Source organism: Tepidamorphus sp. 3E244 (assembly GCF_046159835.1).
GTDB lineage: Bacteria > Pseudomonadota > Alphaproteobacteria > Rhizobiales > Tepidamorphaceae > JACKJK01.
In genome coordinates, this window is sequence record NZ_JBJXCY010000002.1 from 462,342 (window position 1) to 478,499 (window position 16,158).

The window sequence follows — 16,158 nt, forward strand, 5'->3', positions numbered from 1 at the left end:
CGCGCGGCTGACACGGACAGGCACCGTGGGGAGGCAACGATGGATTGGGACAAGCTACGCGTGTTTCACGCAGCGGCTGGTGCAGGCAGTTTTACCCACGCGGGCGAGGCGCTTGGCCTCAGCCAATCGGCTGTCAGCCGGCAGGTCAGCGGGCTTGAGGAGAGCCTCGGCGTGCCGCTGTTCCACCGCCATGCGCGCGGCCTGATCCTCACCGAGCAGGGCGAGATGCTGTACCGCAGCGCCCAGCGCATCTTTTCCGAGCTGGAAGCGACCCGCACGCGGCTGACGGATTCGCGCGAAAAGCCGAGCGGCGATCTGCGCGTCACGACGACCGTGGGGCTGGGCTCAAGCTGGCTGACGCCGCGCCTCAACGAGTTCCTGGAACTCTACCCCGACATCGACCTGTCGCTGGTCCTGCAGGACGAGGAACTCGACCTCTCCATGCGCGAGGCCGACATCGCGATCCGCCTGCGCCAGCCCACCCAGCCGGACCTGATCCAGCGCCGTCTGTTCACCGTGCACTTCCACGCATACGCCTCTCCGGCGTACCTGCGTCGCTTTGGCACACCCAAGACATTCGCCGATCTGGACGAGCATCGCATCGTCACCTTCGGGCGACACGCCCCGAGTTTCTTCCTGGACACAAACTGGCTCGCAACCGTCGGGCGCGAAGGACAGGAACCGCGACACCCCTTTTTGACGATCAACAATATTCACGGCTTGAAGCGGGCGGTCGACCACGGGCTGGGCATTGCAACAATCCCCGATTACTTGACTGATTCGGCAACAAACCTCGTCCGCGTACTTGCAGACGCCGAATTGCCGGCGTTCGACACTTATTTCGTCTACCCGGCTGAACTGCGTGAATCGGCCCGTGTGAATGTTTTCCGGGACTTTCTACTTGCCAAAGCGCGCGAGTGGTCGTTCTGACGCGAAACCGGGCATTTTTCCCGATATTTTTTGTGCGCTGCACAAGTTATGCGCGTTACGCATGTCAAACATGCCGCCCGCTGCATTGCAACATGACCGTTCGGTGAGCATATACGCCTCAGCTGTGGTGCGGCACGTGTTTCCTCCTCCCTCGCGTTGCCGTGCAGTCAGCTGTTCCCCTCTGGAATAGCTCGCTGGTGCCTTGCGCTGGCTGAGCACAAAACTTTAAAGGCCGGATCTTTCGATCCGGCCTCTTTTCTTTTCTGGACCTGTTTGCTTGGTGGCGAGGTAACGCCGCGCCCGCCGCCTACATGAAGTAGGTGCGCTCGTCGCCGTCCGGGTACAGGCTCGCGACCTGCTCGCCATAGCCGTTGAACTTCTGCGTCGGCACGAGCTCGTCGGTGCCCAGCACGCGCTCGCTCGCCTGGCTCCAGCGCGGATGCGGCACGTTCGGGTTCACGTTTGCCCAGAAGCCGTACTCGCGCGCGTTGATCTCTTCCCAGAAACTGACCGGGCGTTCCTCGACGAACGAGAACCGCACGATCGACTTGATCGACTTGAACCCGTACTTCCACGGCGCCGCCAGGCGCAGCGGCGAGCCCATCTGCTTGGGCAGCGGCTTGCCGTAGGCACCCGTGGCGATGAAGGCGAGATCGTTGGTCGCTTCCTCGATGGTCAGCGCCTCGACATACGGCCACGGATAGCCGAATGAGCTGCTCGTCTGCCCCGGCGCCGTCTCCGGGTCCATGAAGGTTTCCATGCGCACGTACTTCGCGCCCGAAAGCGGCTTGGCGAACTTCACAAGCGCCGCCAGCGGGAAGCCGGACCACGGAAGCTGCATCGACCATGCTTCCACGCAGCGGTGGCGGTAGAGGCGTTCTTCAAGCGACATGGCGGCCAGCAGGCTGTCGACATCGATCTCCTGCTCCTTTTCCACCATGCCGTCGAGCTTCACCGTCCAAGGGCGGATCTTCAGCGCCTGCGCGGCTTCGGCAATCTTCTTCGACGAGCCGAACTCGTAATAGTTGTTGTAGGTGTAGTTGAGGTCTGAGGGAGTGACCTCGCGCTGGAGCGTGAACGCCTCGTTGCGCTTGAACGGGTAGAGCTTCGCGCTCGGGTCATCCTCCGGCGGACCGTAGATCTTGTCAGGTCCAAACAGCGTGAAGGCGTTGGCGCGGGTCGCAATGGCGCCCGCGGCCACGAGGCCCGCACCACCAGCCAGCAGCGCGCGGCGGTTCAGAAAGACGCTTTCCGGGGTCGCATCGCGCTCGGCGATGGCCCAGGACGGTTTGCGGCGAATGAGCATGGGTCGCTCCCTTCCTTGTCTTGCTCGCGGCAGCAGTGTGCGCCGGAAATTCTTTCAGACAATAGGTAGGGGCCGGGGATTGCAGGGCCAAATCACGGCCCCGCAAGTTTAGTTGATCGCGGCTGCACCATTGCGCGCGTACTCAGGCTGCGGAACGCGCCTCCACCACCTGCTCTGCCAGTCGCCCGTTCAGCTCCTGCCAGTGGTCGAACCGGGTGGAGAAGCCGCCGACGCCCGATGTCGCCGACCTGAGCTCGATGATGAGATCACCCATCTCGGCAGCCGGCAGGCAGGCGTTGACCGTGTCCCACCCCGGCCAGCCGGGCCGCGCATCGAACCCCAGGATCTGCCCGCGCCGCTGCGAGATGATCTGGTTGATGCGCGCCGTCGCCTCGCTCGGAACGTGGATGTCCACCGCAAGGATCGGCTCCAGCAGGACCGGCGAACAATCCGGCATCCCCTCGCGCATGGCGAGTTGCGCTGCGGCCCGAAAGGCCATGTCGGAGGAATCGACCGCGTGGAACGACCCATCGGTCAGCGTCACGCCAACGTCGATCACCGGGAAGCCCAACGGCCCGCGCATCAAGGACTCGCGAACCCCGCCGTCCACCGACGGAATGTACTGCTTCGGCACCACACCGCCCGTGATCGTGTTGCTGAACGTGAAGCCGCTGCCGCGCGGCAATGGCTCGATGGTGAGCACGACGTCACCGAACTGGCCGTGACCGCCCGATTGCTTCTTGTGGAGCCCGCGCACGCTGGTGCCATTGCGGATCGTCTCGCAATAGCCGACAGCCGGTGGCCGCGCCTCGGCACTGACGCCGTACTTGGTCATCAGCTTTTCAAGTGCGACACGCAGGTGCATGTCGCCCTGCCCCCGCAACACCGTCTCGCCGCTGCCCTGGTCCTGATCCAGCGCAAGCGAGGGGTCCTCGTCGATCAGCTTGCCGAGAGAGGCGGTCAGCTTCACCTCGTCCTTGCGCTCGCGCGCAGCGACCGCCAGCGCGTAGACCGGGAAGGCGACAGCGACGTCGCACAGGTTGCCGGCGGCTTGCGACGACAGCGTTTCGCCGGTCTTCACGTCGTCGAGCTTTGACAGGCCAACCACGTCGCCCGGTCCCGCGCCCTCTGCCCTTGTCGTGTCCTGGCCGAAGACGCTCTGAAGTCCGGATGCCTTCACCTCCGTGCCATCCGCCGTCCGCAGGGCAGTGCCCTCATTCAGCGTGCCGGACAGCACCCGCACCAGCGACAGCTTGCCGCCGTGGCTCGTGTGCAGGCTCTTGAGCACCTGCACGCGGGTTGCGTCATCGCCGGAAACGCCGAGCCGCTCCGCAACGCCCTCGATGCCCGCAACCTCGTGGCGCAGCGCCTTCATCAGCCGCAGCATGCCGTTGCCGTTTTCAGCCGACCCGATGAACAGCGGGATGATCTGCCCCTCCCGCAATTCGCGTCCAAGGTCTTCGAACACGAGGTCGCGTGGCGGCTCGATATCCTCCAGCAACTGCTCCATCAGCCGGTCGTCGTGGTCGGCGAGTTTCTCCAGCATGGCGAACCGTGCTTCGCTCTCGCGTTCGCTCAGGTCCTTGTCCATCTTCACGACTTCGCTTGGCGCGTGCTCGCGGTAGACGAAGGCCCGTTCCAGCGCGAGATCCACGAAGCCGGTGGCAATACCGTTCTCGCGCACCGGCAGCTGCCGCACGACAACCGGCTTGTTGCTGGTTGCCTGGAGCAGTTCCAGCACGTCCTGGATGGTGCCTTCGGCCTTGTCGATCTTGTTGAGGAACAGCATGTGCGGCACGCCCGCATCTTCGATTTCCTTGAGGATCGCCTGCAGGGCGGGAAGCTTCTTCTCGTCCGGCTCGCACACGACGATGGCCGCATCCACCGCCGGCAGCACGGCGCGCATGTCCTGCAGGAATTCAACCGAACCGGGACAATCGAAGAACGTGTAGGTGTCGCCGAGAAATTCGCTGGAAGCGATGTTCACCTCGGTGCTCATCTGGTGCGCGCGCGATTGCGGGCTGGCATCTCCCACCGTGTTGGCATCGCCGATCCGGCCCTGCCGGTGAATGGTGCCGTTGCGCGCAAGCAATGCCTCCAGGAGCGTGGTCTTGCCGCTCTGGTAGGGCCCGACGATCGCGATGGCGCGACCACCTTTGGTGATGTCGGAAGTGGCGTCCTGAGTTTTCGCTTGGCCTGCAGTCGCCGGTCGGGGGCCTGCCCCGTTCTCGTGCCGGTCCATGCCGCATTCCTCCCCTGTCTGGGCGGAACCGGCTCAGCCATTCAGTTTTTCCACGCGCGCCCCAATGGTCTTGAAAAGGGTGCGGTCCCGCCTTCAGGCGCGAGCGTTTGTGGAAGATATGGTCCCAAGCAAATGCCCGCTTGGCAAGCGATTTGCGTGTGGAGCCAGCGTGGCGGACGGGCTACCCCCGCCGCGCCGCCTCAATCGCCGCAACGTCAATTTTGCCCATATCCATCATGGCCTCGAACGCGCGCGCAGCCTCCTCGCCCCCCGCATGCATCGCCTCGGTCAGCGCGCGCGGCGTGATCTGCCACGATACGCCCCATTTGTCCTTGCACCAGCCGCACGCCGATTCCTGGCCGCCATTGCCGACGATGGCATTCCAGTACCTGTCGGTTTCCTCTTGGTCCTCGGTGGCGATCTGGAAGGAGAAGGCTTCCGACTGGGTGAACGTCGGGCCGCCGTTCAGGCCGAGGCAGGGAATACCGAAGACCGTGAAATGCACGGTCAGAGGCTCGCCCTTCTTGCCGCCTGGGAAGTTGCTCGGCGCGGTGTCGACACGGTCCACGTGGCTGTCGGGAAAGGTGTCGGCATAGAAGCGTGCAGCGGCTTCCGCGTCCTTGTCGTACCAGATGCAGATCGTGTTCTTGGGGATGGCCATGGCAATGTCTCCGATGTGGCCCGCAAGGCTCGAAACGAAAAAGGGGCGGCACGTTTTTCGCGCCGCCCCTGATCAGAAATCTTGTCGGTCTGAACCGATTAGTACGTGTCGGTCAGGCGCATCTCGGCGATGCCGACAGCGATATTCAGGCCTTCCTGGCCGCTGATGGACACCGGCTGCAGCACGATGGAGCGCGAGGAGCCGCCGATCAGGGCGTTGGCACCGACGCCGACGCCAACCGTCGCCTCACCGGATACGCCGGCATAGTTGCCGTTCAGCGCGCCGGCCACGATGTCGGAGGTGGGCGCGAACACGGCCCAGACCATACCGCCACGGGTGGTGGTGCCGATATCGATGCCGAACTTGGAAATGTCGCCGCGATAGCGCTCGTCCGCGCCTTCGGCGCGTTCGAACACGCAATCGAGCGTCTTCGTGGAGCCGAAGATGAATCCGGAGCCACCTGAGACGTCACAGGTCAGGACGCCGACCTCGACGCGGGTCTGGGCGTTCGATGCAGAGGTTGCGACGAGGCTCGCTGCCGCGACCATGCCGGCCATGAGAAGTTTGCGCATATCGGTAGTCCTTCCTGTTTCTTCGCATTGCGTCCGCTTCGCAAAAGCAATTCCGGACGCCCACCAGATGAAGTGGGCTCCGGGTTTAAAAATGCAAATACGGGCCTTTGCTTAAGCGCCCGTCGCGGACAGTCCCCTGCCTAACGCACAACCCCTATTTGAGGTTGCCACAGAAACGCTGAATTCGTTCACAGGCTTCTTCCAGCGCAGCATTGGACGTCGCGTAGGAGATGCGGAAGTTGGGCGAACCGCCAAATGCTGCACCGTGGACGGCGGCCACGCCTTCCTCTTCAAGAAGCGCGGACACGAAGTCCTCGTCATTCGCGATCTCGCGGCCCGTCTTCGTCACCTTGCCGATCGTGCCGGCACAGGACGGGTAGACGTAGAACGCACCTTCCGGCACCGGGCATTCGATGCCGTTTGCCTGGTTGAGCATGGAGACGACGAGGTCGCGACGCCCCTTGAACAGGTCCTGGTTCGTGGGGATGAACGACTGTGTCCCGTTCAGCGCCTCGACCGCCGCCCACTGCGAGATCGAGCAGGGGTTGGAGGTCGACTGCGACTGGATCTTCGCCATCGCCTTGATGAGCTGCGCCGGGCCACCGGCATAGCCGATGCGCCAGCCCGTCATCGCGTAGGCCTTGGAGACGCCGTTCACCGTCAGCGTGCGGTCCTTCAGGCGCGGCTCCACCTGCGCGACCGTCGTGAACTTGAAGTCGTCGTAAACGAGGTGCTCGTACATGTCGTCGGTCATGATCCAGACGTGCTCGTGCTGAAGCAGCACGTCGGTCAGCGCCTTGATCTCGTCAGCCGTATAGGCGGCACCCGTCGGGTTCGACGGCGAGTTGAAGATGATCCACTTGGTGTTCGGCGTGATCGCCTTGGCGAGCGCATCCGGCGTGATTTTGAAACCGGTCTCGATGCCCGCCTCCAGTTCCACCGGCGTGCCGCCGGCCAGCGCCACCATGTCCGGGTAGGACACCCAGAACGGCGCGGGCACGATCACCTCGTCGCCCGGGTTGAGGGTCGCCATGAACGCGTTGTAGAGCACCTGCTTGCCGCCGGTGGCGACGGTGATCTCGTTCTTTTCGTAGTCGAGTTCGTTCTCGCGCTTGAACTTGGCGCAGATCGCCTCCTTCAGCTGCGGTATGCCATCGACGGGCGTGTACTTCGTCTTGCCGTCGCGGATTGCCTTGATTGCGGCTTCCTTGACGTTCTCCGGCGTGTCGAAATCCGGTTCGCCCGCACCCAGCCCGATGACGTCGCGACCGGCGGCTTTGAGTTCGGCTGCCTTGGTGGTGACTGCGATCGTGGCGGACGGCTTCACGCGCTCCAGCGCGTCGGCGAGAAAGGCCATTGAGGAGTTGCTCCTGGATGTCTGGGGTGAATACGGCGGGACATTAGGCCCGAGGCCGGATCGCGCGCAAGGACCATGCGCCGCTTTCCCGCCTCACAAGTGAACACCGCCACACAATGAGCACAAAGGATTCAGGGAAACGCCTGAATTCGCTCGGCAGCGAGCCTCAATCTGAATTCAATCTCTCAAATGCAACCGGTTTGGGGCCGGTCGCAACCAACTGTTCAGAGTTCACATGTTACGGGGCCTAATCATGAGCGATCTTCACAACAGCAAGCCTACCGGCGACTTCAACCGGACCGAATCCGAGAGCATCAGCGTCGGACGCGCCTTCGTCGCATGGCTCGTCGCCGCGGTCCTCGCCGTTGCTGCCGCCACGATCTTCACCATCGAAGCACAGGCAGCCCCGATGGGCGCCATGCCCTCGACCTTCGAACTGTCCCGCGGCTCCGCGATCCTGCTCTTCGCAGGCGCCGGCACCGCGATGGTCTCGGTCGCCATCTTCATGTGGCGCGATGCCTACCGCCAGACCGAGGCCAGCCTGCGCCGCGGCCGCCGCTAGGCGCCCTGTACTCACAACCCGAACGCGCTAGCTCCCTGATGGAACACGTCAGGGAGCTTTTTCTTTGAAGAACCAGTTTTTCGCAGCCGCGCTGATCGGCCTTACAGCAGCCTTCGGCGCGCACACGGCCAATGCGCAGGAGCCGCAGCGCTTCGAGACCGAAGCCCACGCAATCGAGGTGACGACCTTCGCCTCGGGCCTCGAAAGCCCGTGGGGCCTCGCCTTCCTGCCCGACGGCGCAATGCTGGTGACCGAACGCCCGGGTCGCGTGCGCCTTGTCAGCCCCGACGGCACCCTGAGCGAACCGCTCGAGGGTGCGCCGCAGACAGAGAGCTTCGGACAGGGCGGCATGCTCGACATCGCCCTCGACCCGGACTTTGCCGACAATTCCCGCGTCTTCATCACCTATGCCCATGTGGAAGGTGACGTGGCCGGCACTGCCGTCTGGCGCGCGACACTTCAGCGTGACGGCACGCCCCGCCTTGTCGACGGCACGCAGATCTTCCGTATGAACAAGTTGTCGGGCCGCGCGCAGCATTTCGGCTCGCGCATCGTCTTTGCGCCCGACAAGACGCTCTGGTTCACCATCGGCGACCGTGGGCAGGGCGAGCGCGCGCAGGATGCAACGGATCATGCAGGCTCGGTGCTGCGCATCGACCGCGACGGCAACGCGCCTGCTGACAACCCCTTCATAGGCACGCCGGCCGACGACCTCATCTGGTCCATCGGGCACCGCAACCCGCAAGGCGCAGCCTTCAATCCGTGGCGCGAGGAACTGTGGACGGTTGCTCATGGTGCGCGCGGCGGCGACGAGATCAACATCCCGAAGGCCGGCCTGAACTATGGCTGGCCGGTGATCTCCTACGGGCGGCACTATTCCGGCGGCAAGATCGGCGAAGGCACGGAAAAGCCCGGCATGGAGCAGCCGATCTACTATTGGGACCCCTCCATCGCCCCTTCCGGCATGGAATTCTATACCGGCGACGCCTTCCCGCAGTGGCAGGGGAATGTCTTCGTCGGCGCGCTGAAATTCCAGCTGCTCGTCCGCCTGACCCTCGACGGCGACAAGATCGTCTCCGAGGAGCGGATGCTCGAAGACCTCGGCGAACGCATCCGGGCCGTGAAGCAGGGGCCGGACGGTCACCTCTACCTGCTGACCGACGATCCCGACGGCCGCGTTCTCAAGGTCAGCCCGGCGAGCTAGGGCAGCTTTTCAAACGGCCGAAATGAAAAAGCCGGACGCGGTGGCCCGCGCCCGGCTTCATTGTTTCAGGTCGGCAGAGCGTCAGGCGGCCTGACGGTGCGACCGTGCCGCAGTAGCCCGCACGGCAGTCGGATCGTTCGCATTATTGGCATCGAGGCGGTGGTGGCGCGCGATCAGCGGACGCAGCACGGCAATCGCCAGGATCGCGGCGCAGATGTCCATTGCCGCCATCGTGTAGAGAACCGTCGCCCAGGTACCGGTCATTTCCATCAGCACGTTGCCGAAGGGAACAAGCAGCGCGGCGACGCCCTTCGAGCAGTAGAGCAAGCCGTAGATCTTGCCGATGTTCTTGGTGCCGAACGTGTCGCCAGCGGTGGCGCTGAACAGCGAGTACACCTCGCCCCAGGCCAGGAAGACGACGCCGCTGAGCAGTACGAAGGCAACCGGGTGACCGCCGAAATTGGCGAGCGCGAGGATGCCGAGGCCTTCCAGCGTGAAGGCCACGAACATGGTGCGTTCACGGCCGATATTGTCGGAAATCCAGCCGAAGAACGGGCGTGAGAAGCCGTTCATCAGGCGGTCGAGCATCAGCGCGAAGGGCAGCGCGGCCATGGTGAAGAAGTACATGTTCACCGGCATTTCCTTCACGCCGAGGTCCTTGGCCATGACGGAGAGCTGGGCAACCGCCATCAGGCCGCCGGTCACCGTCATCGTGAACATCAGCATCATCAGCCAGAAGACCGGCGTGCGCAGGGCTTCGCCCAGCGTGTAGTCGCGCCGGCTCTGCACGAGCTTGGTCGAATAGACCGGCTTCACGGTCTTCACCGGCGGGCTCAGGAACAGCGAGCAGACCATGATGATCGCGCCCTGGATCAGGCCGAACGTGAAGAACGCCGACTGGAAACCGGTGGTCGAGATCATGTGCGAGATCGGCAGGATGGTGAGGATCGTGCCCGAGCCGTAGCCGCCCGCCGTCAGGCCGACGGCAAGGCCGCGCCGGTCCGGGAACCACTTGAGCGCGTTGTTGATGCAGGTCGAGTAGACGCAGCCCACGCCGATGCCGCTGAGAACGGCGCCGAAATAGAAGCCGGCGAGAGAGGTCGCGTAGGAATCCACGACCCATGCGATACCGGTCAGCGCACCGCCAACGAAGACGATGGCGCGGGGGCCGAACTTGTCGATGAAATAGCCCTCAAGCGGGGCAAGCCAGGTCTGGGTGATGACGAAGATGGTGAAGGCAGTCTGGATCGCGGCACGGCTCCAGCCGTAGGTCGCCTCGATCTCGGGAACGAACAGCGTCCAGGCATACTGCGCGTTGGCAGCAGCAACGAGGCACGCAACGCCCAACGCGAGCTGGAACCAGCGGTTCGCGGGCTTCACCGGCCAGGCAGCCGGTGTCGATTGGATGGTCTTCATTTACTGGGTGTTCCTTGGGCGTCTCCGCACTCAGGCGGCAGACGGCAGAGCAGCGCGAACACGGCCGCGCCAGCCGGCCAATCAAAAAAGCGGCAAGGCTGTTTGGAGAACCCGCTGCGTCTTCTGTGGGCGCATCGCAGGGTTGTTCAGGGTCTGCGCCGCTAGTACGGCGGGAACCGTGATTGTGTCGGGCCTGTCTTCCATGCCGTGAGCCTTGCAGCCCGGCGCACTGTCCCTGCGTGCGACGATCGCTGCACCGCTCAAAGCGCAATCTTGCTGGAAACGAAGGATGAGAAACATGCTCGCCTTTCTCTCGAAAGAGCCACCAAACTCCCCATTGGGCGGGGGATTTTCGCAGCGAGCTGTTTCTTTTGGACCTTGGCCCGATGAAAAATGGATATACGCCTGAATTTCGGCGTAGAAAAGGGGATTTTTACGGCGCACCAAAAATTTCTTAACGTGCATTAAGTCCTTGCCCACCCAACCGGAAACGAGACTGCCATGGCCGCCTTTCACTACCTCTCGGACGACACGCTCGAACAGCTCGGCATCGACGCCGTCGAGATCGCCGACCGCATCGAGCAGGCGGTGGCCGAAAAGGCGCGTGACGCGATTCTCACCGCGCCGAAATCAGCCGTCCTGCCCGGCGACGGCCGCTACATGATGTCGACGCTCGCGACAGCCGATGCGCCGCCCTTCACTGCCGTGAAGACCGTCACTGTCAGCCCGGACAATCCCGGCCGCGACCTCCCCGCCATCAACGGGGCCATCTCGCTCTTCGACAGCCAGACCGGGCTTCTCAAGTGCGTGATGGAGGCAGGCTGGGTGACGGCGGTGCGCACCGCGGGCCTGAGCGCGGTCGCTGCCCGCAAGCTCGCCGACCCGAACGCGCAATCGGTCGGCTTCATCGGCTGCGGCGTGCAGGCCCGCAGCCATCTCGATGCCTTCCGCGCCCTGTTTCCGCTGAAGCGCATCAAGGCCTATGGGCGCGGCACGGCCAATGTCGAGAGGCTCTGCGCCTATGCCCGCGATGCCGGACTGGAGGCGGACGTGGCCGAGTCGCCGCGCGACGCGATTTCCGACGTCGACCTGATCGTGACGTCGGTGACGCTCGACTACACCATCGAGCCGTTTCTGGACGCGCGCTGGGTGAAGGGCGGGGCCTTCGCGGCAATCACCGATCTCGGCATTCCTTGGATGGACGAGACAATGAGCGCGTTCGGCCAAGTTTTCGTGGATGACACCGAGCAGGAGGCCGCAAGCCCGAAGAAGGTGGTCCCGGCGGACCTCGTTAACGGCGACCTGACCGATCTCGTGTCGGGAAAGATCACCCCGAAGCATGACTCGGAACGGCCCGCGACCTTCGTTTTCCGTGGCCTCGCCATCGGCGACTTCGCCATCGCCGCGCTCGGCTATGAGCGCGCCGTCGAAAAGGGGTTGGGCACCGTCGTCGGCGCGTGAGGCTTCAAAAGAAAACGGCGGCCCCGTTCCGGAGCCGCCGTCTTGAACCGTGATCTGATGGAAGAGGATCAGCCGCGCTGCTGGCGCTCGCGGAAATCCTCGATCTGGTCGGACAGGTCGAGATAGGTGTCGCAGTCGGCGACGCAGCGTTTCTCGATCTCGGCAAGTTGCTCCTCGGCGAGGTCGAGGCGGCCAAGCGTCAGGTAGGCTTCACCGAGATATTCGCGCGCCTGCACGTAGTTCGGGTCGGCGGCGAGCGCCTGCTTGTAGTAGCCGATGCCCTCTTCGACCTTGCCCGACTTGCGCAGGCTGTAGCCGGTGTAGTTCAGCACGCGCGGGTCGTTCTGGTCGGCGGCGGTGGCGAGCACGGCGAGCGCCTCGTCGTAGCGCTCCGCCTTGGCGAGCGACAGGCCGTAGATGATGCGCGCCTCGTTGTCGATGGCGTTGCTCTCCGACGGCTTGCACTTGCCGTCGCTGTCCTTGATCTGCCCGCTGGGGCAGTTCGTTTCGGTGGTGGTGTCGCTGCCCATGGCCATGGCGGCCGTGGCGCCGAAGGCGATTGCAGCGCCAAGCGCGAGACCGGCAAGGATGGAGCTGGAGCGAGCGTGAAGAGCCGTCATGTCGGAATTCTCCCGTGAATTGCGAGGCGACCGCATCTGAACACTCAAAAGCGGCAACATCAGGTACGTAGGTCGCGCCCGTTAGTTTCACAAGACGGCGAAGCTTCACTTGTTCGCCGCCGCCCGAAACGCTCCAGTTCCAGCAGCAGTGGCGGCAGAAAGACCAGTGTCGCGGCAAGCGCGCTGAGCAGCGTCAGCGTGGTGATGGCACCGAGGTCCCGGTTGACCGAGAAGCCCGACAGCGCAAGCACCGAAAACCCGCTGGCGATGGCAACCGTGGTCGTCACCACCGCGATGCCAACCGTGCGGAACGTCTCGATCATCGCCTCGCGCGGGGCTTCGCCTGCCCGCCGCAAATGCCGATACCGGCTCATGATGTGAACGGTGTCGTCGACGACGATGCCGAATGTCATGGCAATCACCATCGTCCCGGCAAAGGTCAGGTCCCCCATCACGAGGCCCCAGATGCCGTAGGCCATCAGCAGCGGCATCAGGTTCGGGATGAGGCTCGCAAGCCCCAGCCGCACGCTCCCGAGCGCGAAGACCAGCAACAGCGAGATGGCGACCAGCGCAATCGGCGTCGCCTTGATCATCGCCGAGCCGTTGCGCTCCGAAAGGTGGGCGGCGAGAACCGCCATGCCGGTGGCCGTCGCGCGGCGGGCGCTGCCGAGTTCGGCGAGCTTGTTTTGCGCTGCCTGCGCGAACTCCAGGATGTCGTCGGACGCGGCTGCCCGCAGGATGGTGATGACGCGGGTCGCACCCTGGCCCGGTTCCTCGTCGGCGAAGTCGCGGCCGAGCATGTAGTGCAGGTCGGGGTCGCTGCCCCTGGACTTGAGGCCGCCGAGAAGCGTCTTCGCGGCGGCATCGCCGGTCGGCACACCCGCATCGTCGGTCAGTCCGAAGTCCCGCCCGCCGGCCCGGTAAATGTCACTCGCGGCGACGGCGTGCGCCACCATCCGGCCCTGCAAGGCCCAATCGCGGAAGGCGGCAACATCGGCGACGTAGTCCGGCGACGTGATCGTCTCGCCATCGGCGACGGGCACCGAAAACTCGATGGATGTGATTCCGCCAACCTGCGTCTCGTAGAGGTCGGTCGCCTGCCGGAACGCGAACGTCTCGTCGAAATACTTCGAGAAGTTGTCACGGAACGCGACCTGCGAAACCCCGTATCCGGCAAGCCCCGCAACCACCACCGCCAGCAGCAGCAGCGCGCGGCTGTGATCGCACACGAAGGCACCGAGCCGGCCCATGACGCGCTCGAACCCGGCCCGGCGCTGGACCGGGTTCGGTGGCAGGGCCGAGATCAACGCCGGCAGCAGCGTGAACGACAGGACAAGCGTCAGCGTCAGCCCGCAGGCGACCAGCGTCCCGAAGGTGTGGAATGCCGGGCTGTCGGCGAAGTTGAGGCAGGCAAAGGAAATGACTGTCGTGACCGTCGCCAGAACGATGGGCAGCGCGTTGATCTCGACCGAACCCTGCCGGGCCGCATCGCTGTCGCGCCCCTGCCGCAATCCATGCTGCCAGGCGAGGATCACATGCACGCTGGTTGCAACCGAAAGCCCGAGCAGCGAGGAAGGCACCACGCTCGTGACCCCGTTGAGCGCCGCACCCGACCAGCCGAACCCGCCCATGGTCGCCAGCGTGCCGACGCCCAGCACGCACAAGAGCGCGCCAAGCGCCGTCAACGATCCAACCGAGAGCAGCAGCAACCCGACGATCAGCGCGACTTCGATTGGCACATAGACCGACAGGTCGCTGCGTATCGCGGTCATGGCGGCGGCTTCCTGCGCCGGACCGCCGGTGAGCAGCAGGTCGTACTGCCCTTTCAGTGCACCATGGCCCGCATCCTCGATGGCGCTCATCTGCTCGTAGGCAGCCGCACCCACCTCGTCGATGGAGACGAGAAAGCTCGCGACAAGCTCTCCACCCGAATGCACGGAGACCAGGTCATCGCTGATTGCCGCAGTGCCGGACCCCGACACGCCGTCGAGCGCGAGCATGGCTTCGCGCGCATCTTGCGCCGCTGCGCGCAGGTGGTCGGCATCATCGCTGCCATTGGGCCGCACGATGGCAATCACGTCGCGGCGCGGGCCAAATCGTTCCCGGATCTCTTCAAGCGCAATGCGCTCCGGTGCGTCGGTCGAGAAATAGACGCGCGCATCCGGATTGAAGTCGAGCCTCAGCGCGCCAGCCAGCCCCGCCAGCGCCAGCATGGCCGACAGCGCAAACACCAGCACCCGGTTGCGGACCGACCACGCCGCCAGGCGTGCGCACGTCATGGCGACAGGGCCATGGGCTCGACCGGCTTTCGCATTGTCTTCGCCCATGGCTTCACCTCGCTTCAGGCCGCGCGGCCCGTTGTCACCCCAGAAGGAATTTCGCGCAGAACACGACGGCCAGTGCCCACACAGCGGGCGAAAGCTCCGCGAAACGACCGGAGACAACCTTCACCAGAACGTAGGTGATGAACCCCAACCCAATGCCCGTCGCGATGGAATAGGTCAGCGGCATGGTGATGGCCGTGACGACAGCCGGCGCTGCCTCGGTGATGTCGTCCCAGTCGATCTCCGCAAGGCCCCGCGCCATGACGACGGCAACAAACAGCAGGGCTGCCGCCGTGGCATAGGGAGGGATGGAGCCTGCCAGCGGTGCAAAGAACAGAGCAAGCAGGAACAGGGCCGCCGTCACCAGCGAGGCAAAGCCAGTGCGCCCACCGGCGGAAACGCCCGCCGCGCTTTCCACGTAGCTGGTCGTGTTGGTGGTCCCCGCCAGCGAGCCGACGACGGTTGCGGTGGAATCCGCGAGCAAAGCCCGGCGCATGCGCGGCAGCTTGCCGTCTTCGTCCAGCAGGCCCGCACGGTGCGCGACGCCAACCAGCGTGCCCGCCGTGTCGAACAGGTCGACGAAGAGCAGCGACAGCGCCACCGTCCAGAAGCTTGCGGTCAGGACCTTGCCGAAATCGAGCGCAAACAGCGTCGGCGACGGGTCCGGCGGCAGGGACATGATCCCGCCATAGGTGGCCACGCCGAAAGGCAGGCCCGCGAGGGTCACGACAAGTATGCCTATGATGGTCGCGCCGGGGATTTTCAGGTGGTTTAGCCCGGCGATGATGGCAAAGCCGATGATCGCGAGGATCGGTCCGGCAGCGGTCAGGTCGCCTGCCGTCACCAGCGTGGCCGGATGGTCGACCACGATGGAGGCGTTCTCCAGCGCGATGATGCCGAGGAACAGGCCGATGCCTGCGGACACCGCGAGCTTCAGCCCGCGCGGGATGGCGTTGATGATCCACTCGCGCACCGGCAGCACGGAAATGAAGATGAACAGCACGCCGGAGACGAAGACCGCGGCAAGCGCTTCCTGCCATGTGAAGCCCATCCCGCCGACGACGCCGAAAGCGACGAAGGCGTTCAGCCCCATGCCCGGCGCCAGCGCAATCGGGTAGTTGGCGAGCAGCGCCATGATGGCGGTGCCGACGAATGCGGCGATGCAGGTTGCCACGAACACCGCGTCCTGCGGCATGCCCGCAGCCGAGAGAATCGATGGATTGACGAAGACGATATAGGCCATCGTCAGGAAGGTGGTGACGCCGGCGATGACCTCCGTGCGGATCGTCGATCCCGCTGCGGTTATCCCGAAATAGCCGTCCAGCCCGCTTGCAGGCTTCTTCGTGTCGTCCATGTCAGCCCCCGTGACATTGCCCCGATGTCTCTAAGTCCCGATTTCCTTGCCCCGATACCGGGATGCGCCCCTGCCCGGCCCCAATCCGGACGACGGCCCTCGCATTGTTGCACCACATTCCGCGCCACGCGCGACAAAATCCGTATCAA

General features: G+C 64.5%; 14 protein-coding genes. 4 read left to right on the top strand and 10 right to left on the bottom strand.

Going from position 1 to position 16,158, the window contains the following annotated elements; genetic code table 11:
* The first annotated feature begins 39 nt into the window (after window positions 1–39).
* Window positions 40–930: a LysR family transcriptional regulator gene (locus tag ACKTEK_RS10990; RefSeq protein WP_409165337.1), complete on the top strand. Its 891-nt coding sequence runs from the start codon at window positions 40–42 to the stop codon at window positions 928–930.
* A 307-nt stretch (window positions 931–1,237) separates the two neighbouring features.
* Here the strand turns inward: ACKTEK_RS10990 and msrP are convergent, their stop codons facing one another.
* From msrP to ACKTEK_RS11015, 5 genes are all read right to left on the bottom strand, one after another.
* The gene (gene msrP, locus ACKTEK_RS10995; RefSeq protein WP_409165338.1) at window positions 1,238–2,236 is read right to left on the bottom strand and encodes a protein-methionine-sulfoxide reductase catalytic subunit MsrP; all 999 of its coding nucleotides are present in this window, start codon (window positions 2,234–2,236) and stop codon (window positions 1,238–1,240) included.
* 142 nt (window positions 2,237–2,378) lie between these two features.
* Window positions 2,379–4,478, bottom strand: a complete 2,100-nt coding sequence (locus ACKTEK_RS11000; RefSeq protein ID WP_409165339.1) for an elongation factor G — start codon at window positions 4,476–4,478, stop codon at window positions 2,379–2,381.
* A 181-nt stretch (window positions 4,479–4,659) separates the two neighbouring features.
* The gene (locus ACKTEK_RS11005; RefSeq protein ID WP_409165340.1) at window positions 4,660–5,139 is read right to left on the bottom strand and encodes a VOC family protein; all 480 of its coding nucleotides are present in this window, start codon (window positions 5,137–5,139) and stop codon (window positions 4,660–4,662) included.
* 98 nt (window positions 5,140–5,237) lie between these two features.
* Complete coding sequence (locus tag ACKTEK_RS11010) at window positions 5,238–5,711, bottom strand: DUF992 domain-containing protein (protein ID WP_409165341.1); 474 nt, start codon at window positions 5,709–5,711, stop codon at window positions 5,238–5,240.
* Between the two features lie 154 nt (window positions 5,712–5,865).
* Window positions 5,866–7,068, bottom strand: coding sequence for a pyridoxal phosphate-dependent aminotransferase (locus ACKTEK_RS11015; RefSeq protein WP_409165342.1), 1,203 nt, complete (start codon window positions 7,066–7,068; stop codon window positions 5,866–5,868).
* A 253-nt stretch (window positions 7,069–7,321) separates the two neighbouring features.
* Between ACKTEK_RS11015 and ACKTEK_RS11020 the strand changes: the two genes are divergently transcribed.
* Entirely contained in the window at window positions 7,322–7,630 is a 309-nt protein-coding gene (locus ACKTEK_RS11020; protein ID WP_409165343.1) for a hypothetical protein, read from the top strand.
* 64 nt (window positions 7,631–7,694) lie between these two features.
* On the top strand, window positions 7,695–8,834 hold the full coding sequence (locus tag ACKTEK_RS11025) for a PQQ-dependent sugar dehydrogenase (protein WP_409165344.1): 1,140 nt from the start codon (window positions 7,695–7,697) through the stop codon (window positions 8,832–8,834).
* 81 nt (window positions 8,835–8,915) lie between these two features.
* Here ACKTEK_RS11025 and oxlT read toward each other — a convergent pair whose 3' ends face one another.
* Both oxlT and ACKTEK_RS11035 read right to left on the bottom strand, forming a co-directional pair.
* The gene (gene oxlT / locus ACKTEK_RS11030; protein ID WP_409165345.1) at window positions 8,916–10,250 is read right to left on the bottom strand and encodes an oxalate/formate MFS antiporter; all 1,335 of its coding nucleotides are present in this window, start codon (window positions 10,248–10,250) and stop codon (window positions 8,916–8,918) included.
* A gap of 81 nt (window positions 10,251–10,331) precedes the next feature.
* Window positions 10,332–10,766 (bottom strand): hypothetical protein, encoded by a 435-nt coding sequence (locus tag ACKTEK_RS11035; RefSeq protein ID WP_409165346.1) that lies wholly within the window; start codon window positions 10,764–10,766, stop codon window positions 10,332–10,334.
* Here ACKTEK_RS11035 and ACKTEK_RS11040 point away from each other — a divergent pair.
* Window positions 10,752–11,711, top strand: coding sequence for an ornithine cyclodeaminase family protein (locus ACKTEK_RS11040; protein ID WP_409165347.1), 960 nt, complete (start codon window positions 10,752–10,754; stop codon window positions 11,709–11,711). The two genes, ACKTEK_RS11035 and ACKTEK_RS11040, sit on opposite strands and share 15 nt — an antisense overlap.
* A 68-nt stretch (window positions 11,712–11,779) precedes the next feature.
* Here ACKTEK_RS11040 and ACKTEK_RS11045 read toward each other — a convergent pair whose 3' ends face one another.
* From ACKTEK_RS11045 to ACKTEK_RS11055, 3 genes are read right to left on the bottom strand one after another with little or no spacing between them, the layout of a single operon-like run.
* Window positions 11,780–12,331 (bottom strand): tetratricopeptide repeat protein, encoded by a 552-nt coding sequence (locus tag ACKTEK_RS11045; protein ID WP_409165348.1) that lies wholly within the window; start codon window positions 12,329–12,331, stop codon window positions 11,780–11,782.
* Window positions 12,332–12,390: 59 nt separating this feature from the next.
* The gene (locus ACKTEK_RS11050; RefSeq protein ID WP_409165349.1) at window positions 12,391–14,658 is read right to left on the bottom strand and encodes an efflux RND transporter permease subunit; all 2,268 of its coding nucleotides are present in this window, start codon (window positions 14,656–14,658) and stop codon (window positions 12,391–12,393) included.
* 34 nt (window positions 14,659–14,692) lie between these two features.
* Complete coding sequence (locus tag ACKTEK_RS11055) at window positions 14,693–16,009, bottom strand: NCS2 family permease (protein WP_409165350.1); 1,317 nt, start codon at window positions 16,007–16,009, stop codon at window positions 14,693–14,695.
* Window positions 16,010–16,158 lie beyond the last annotated feature (149 nt).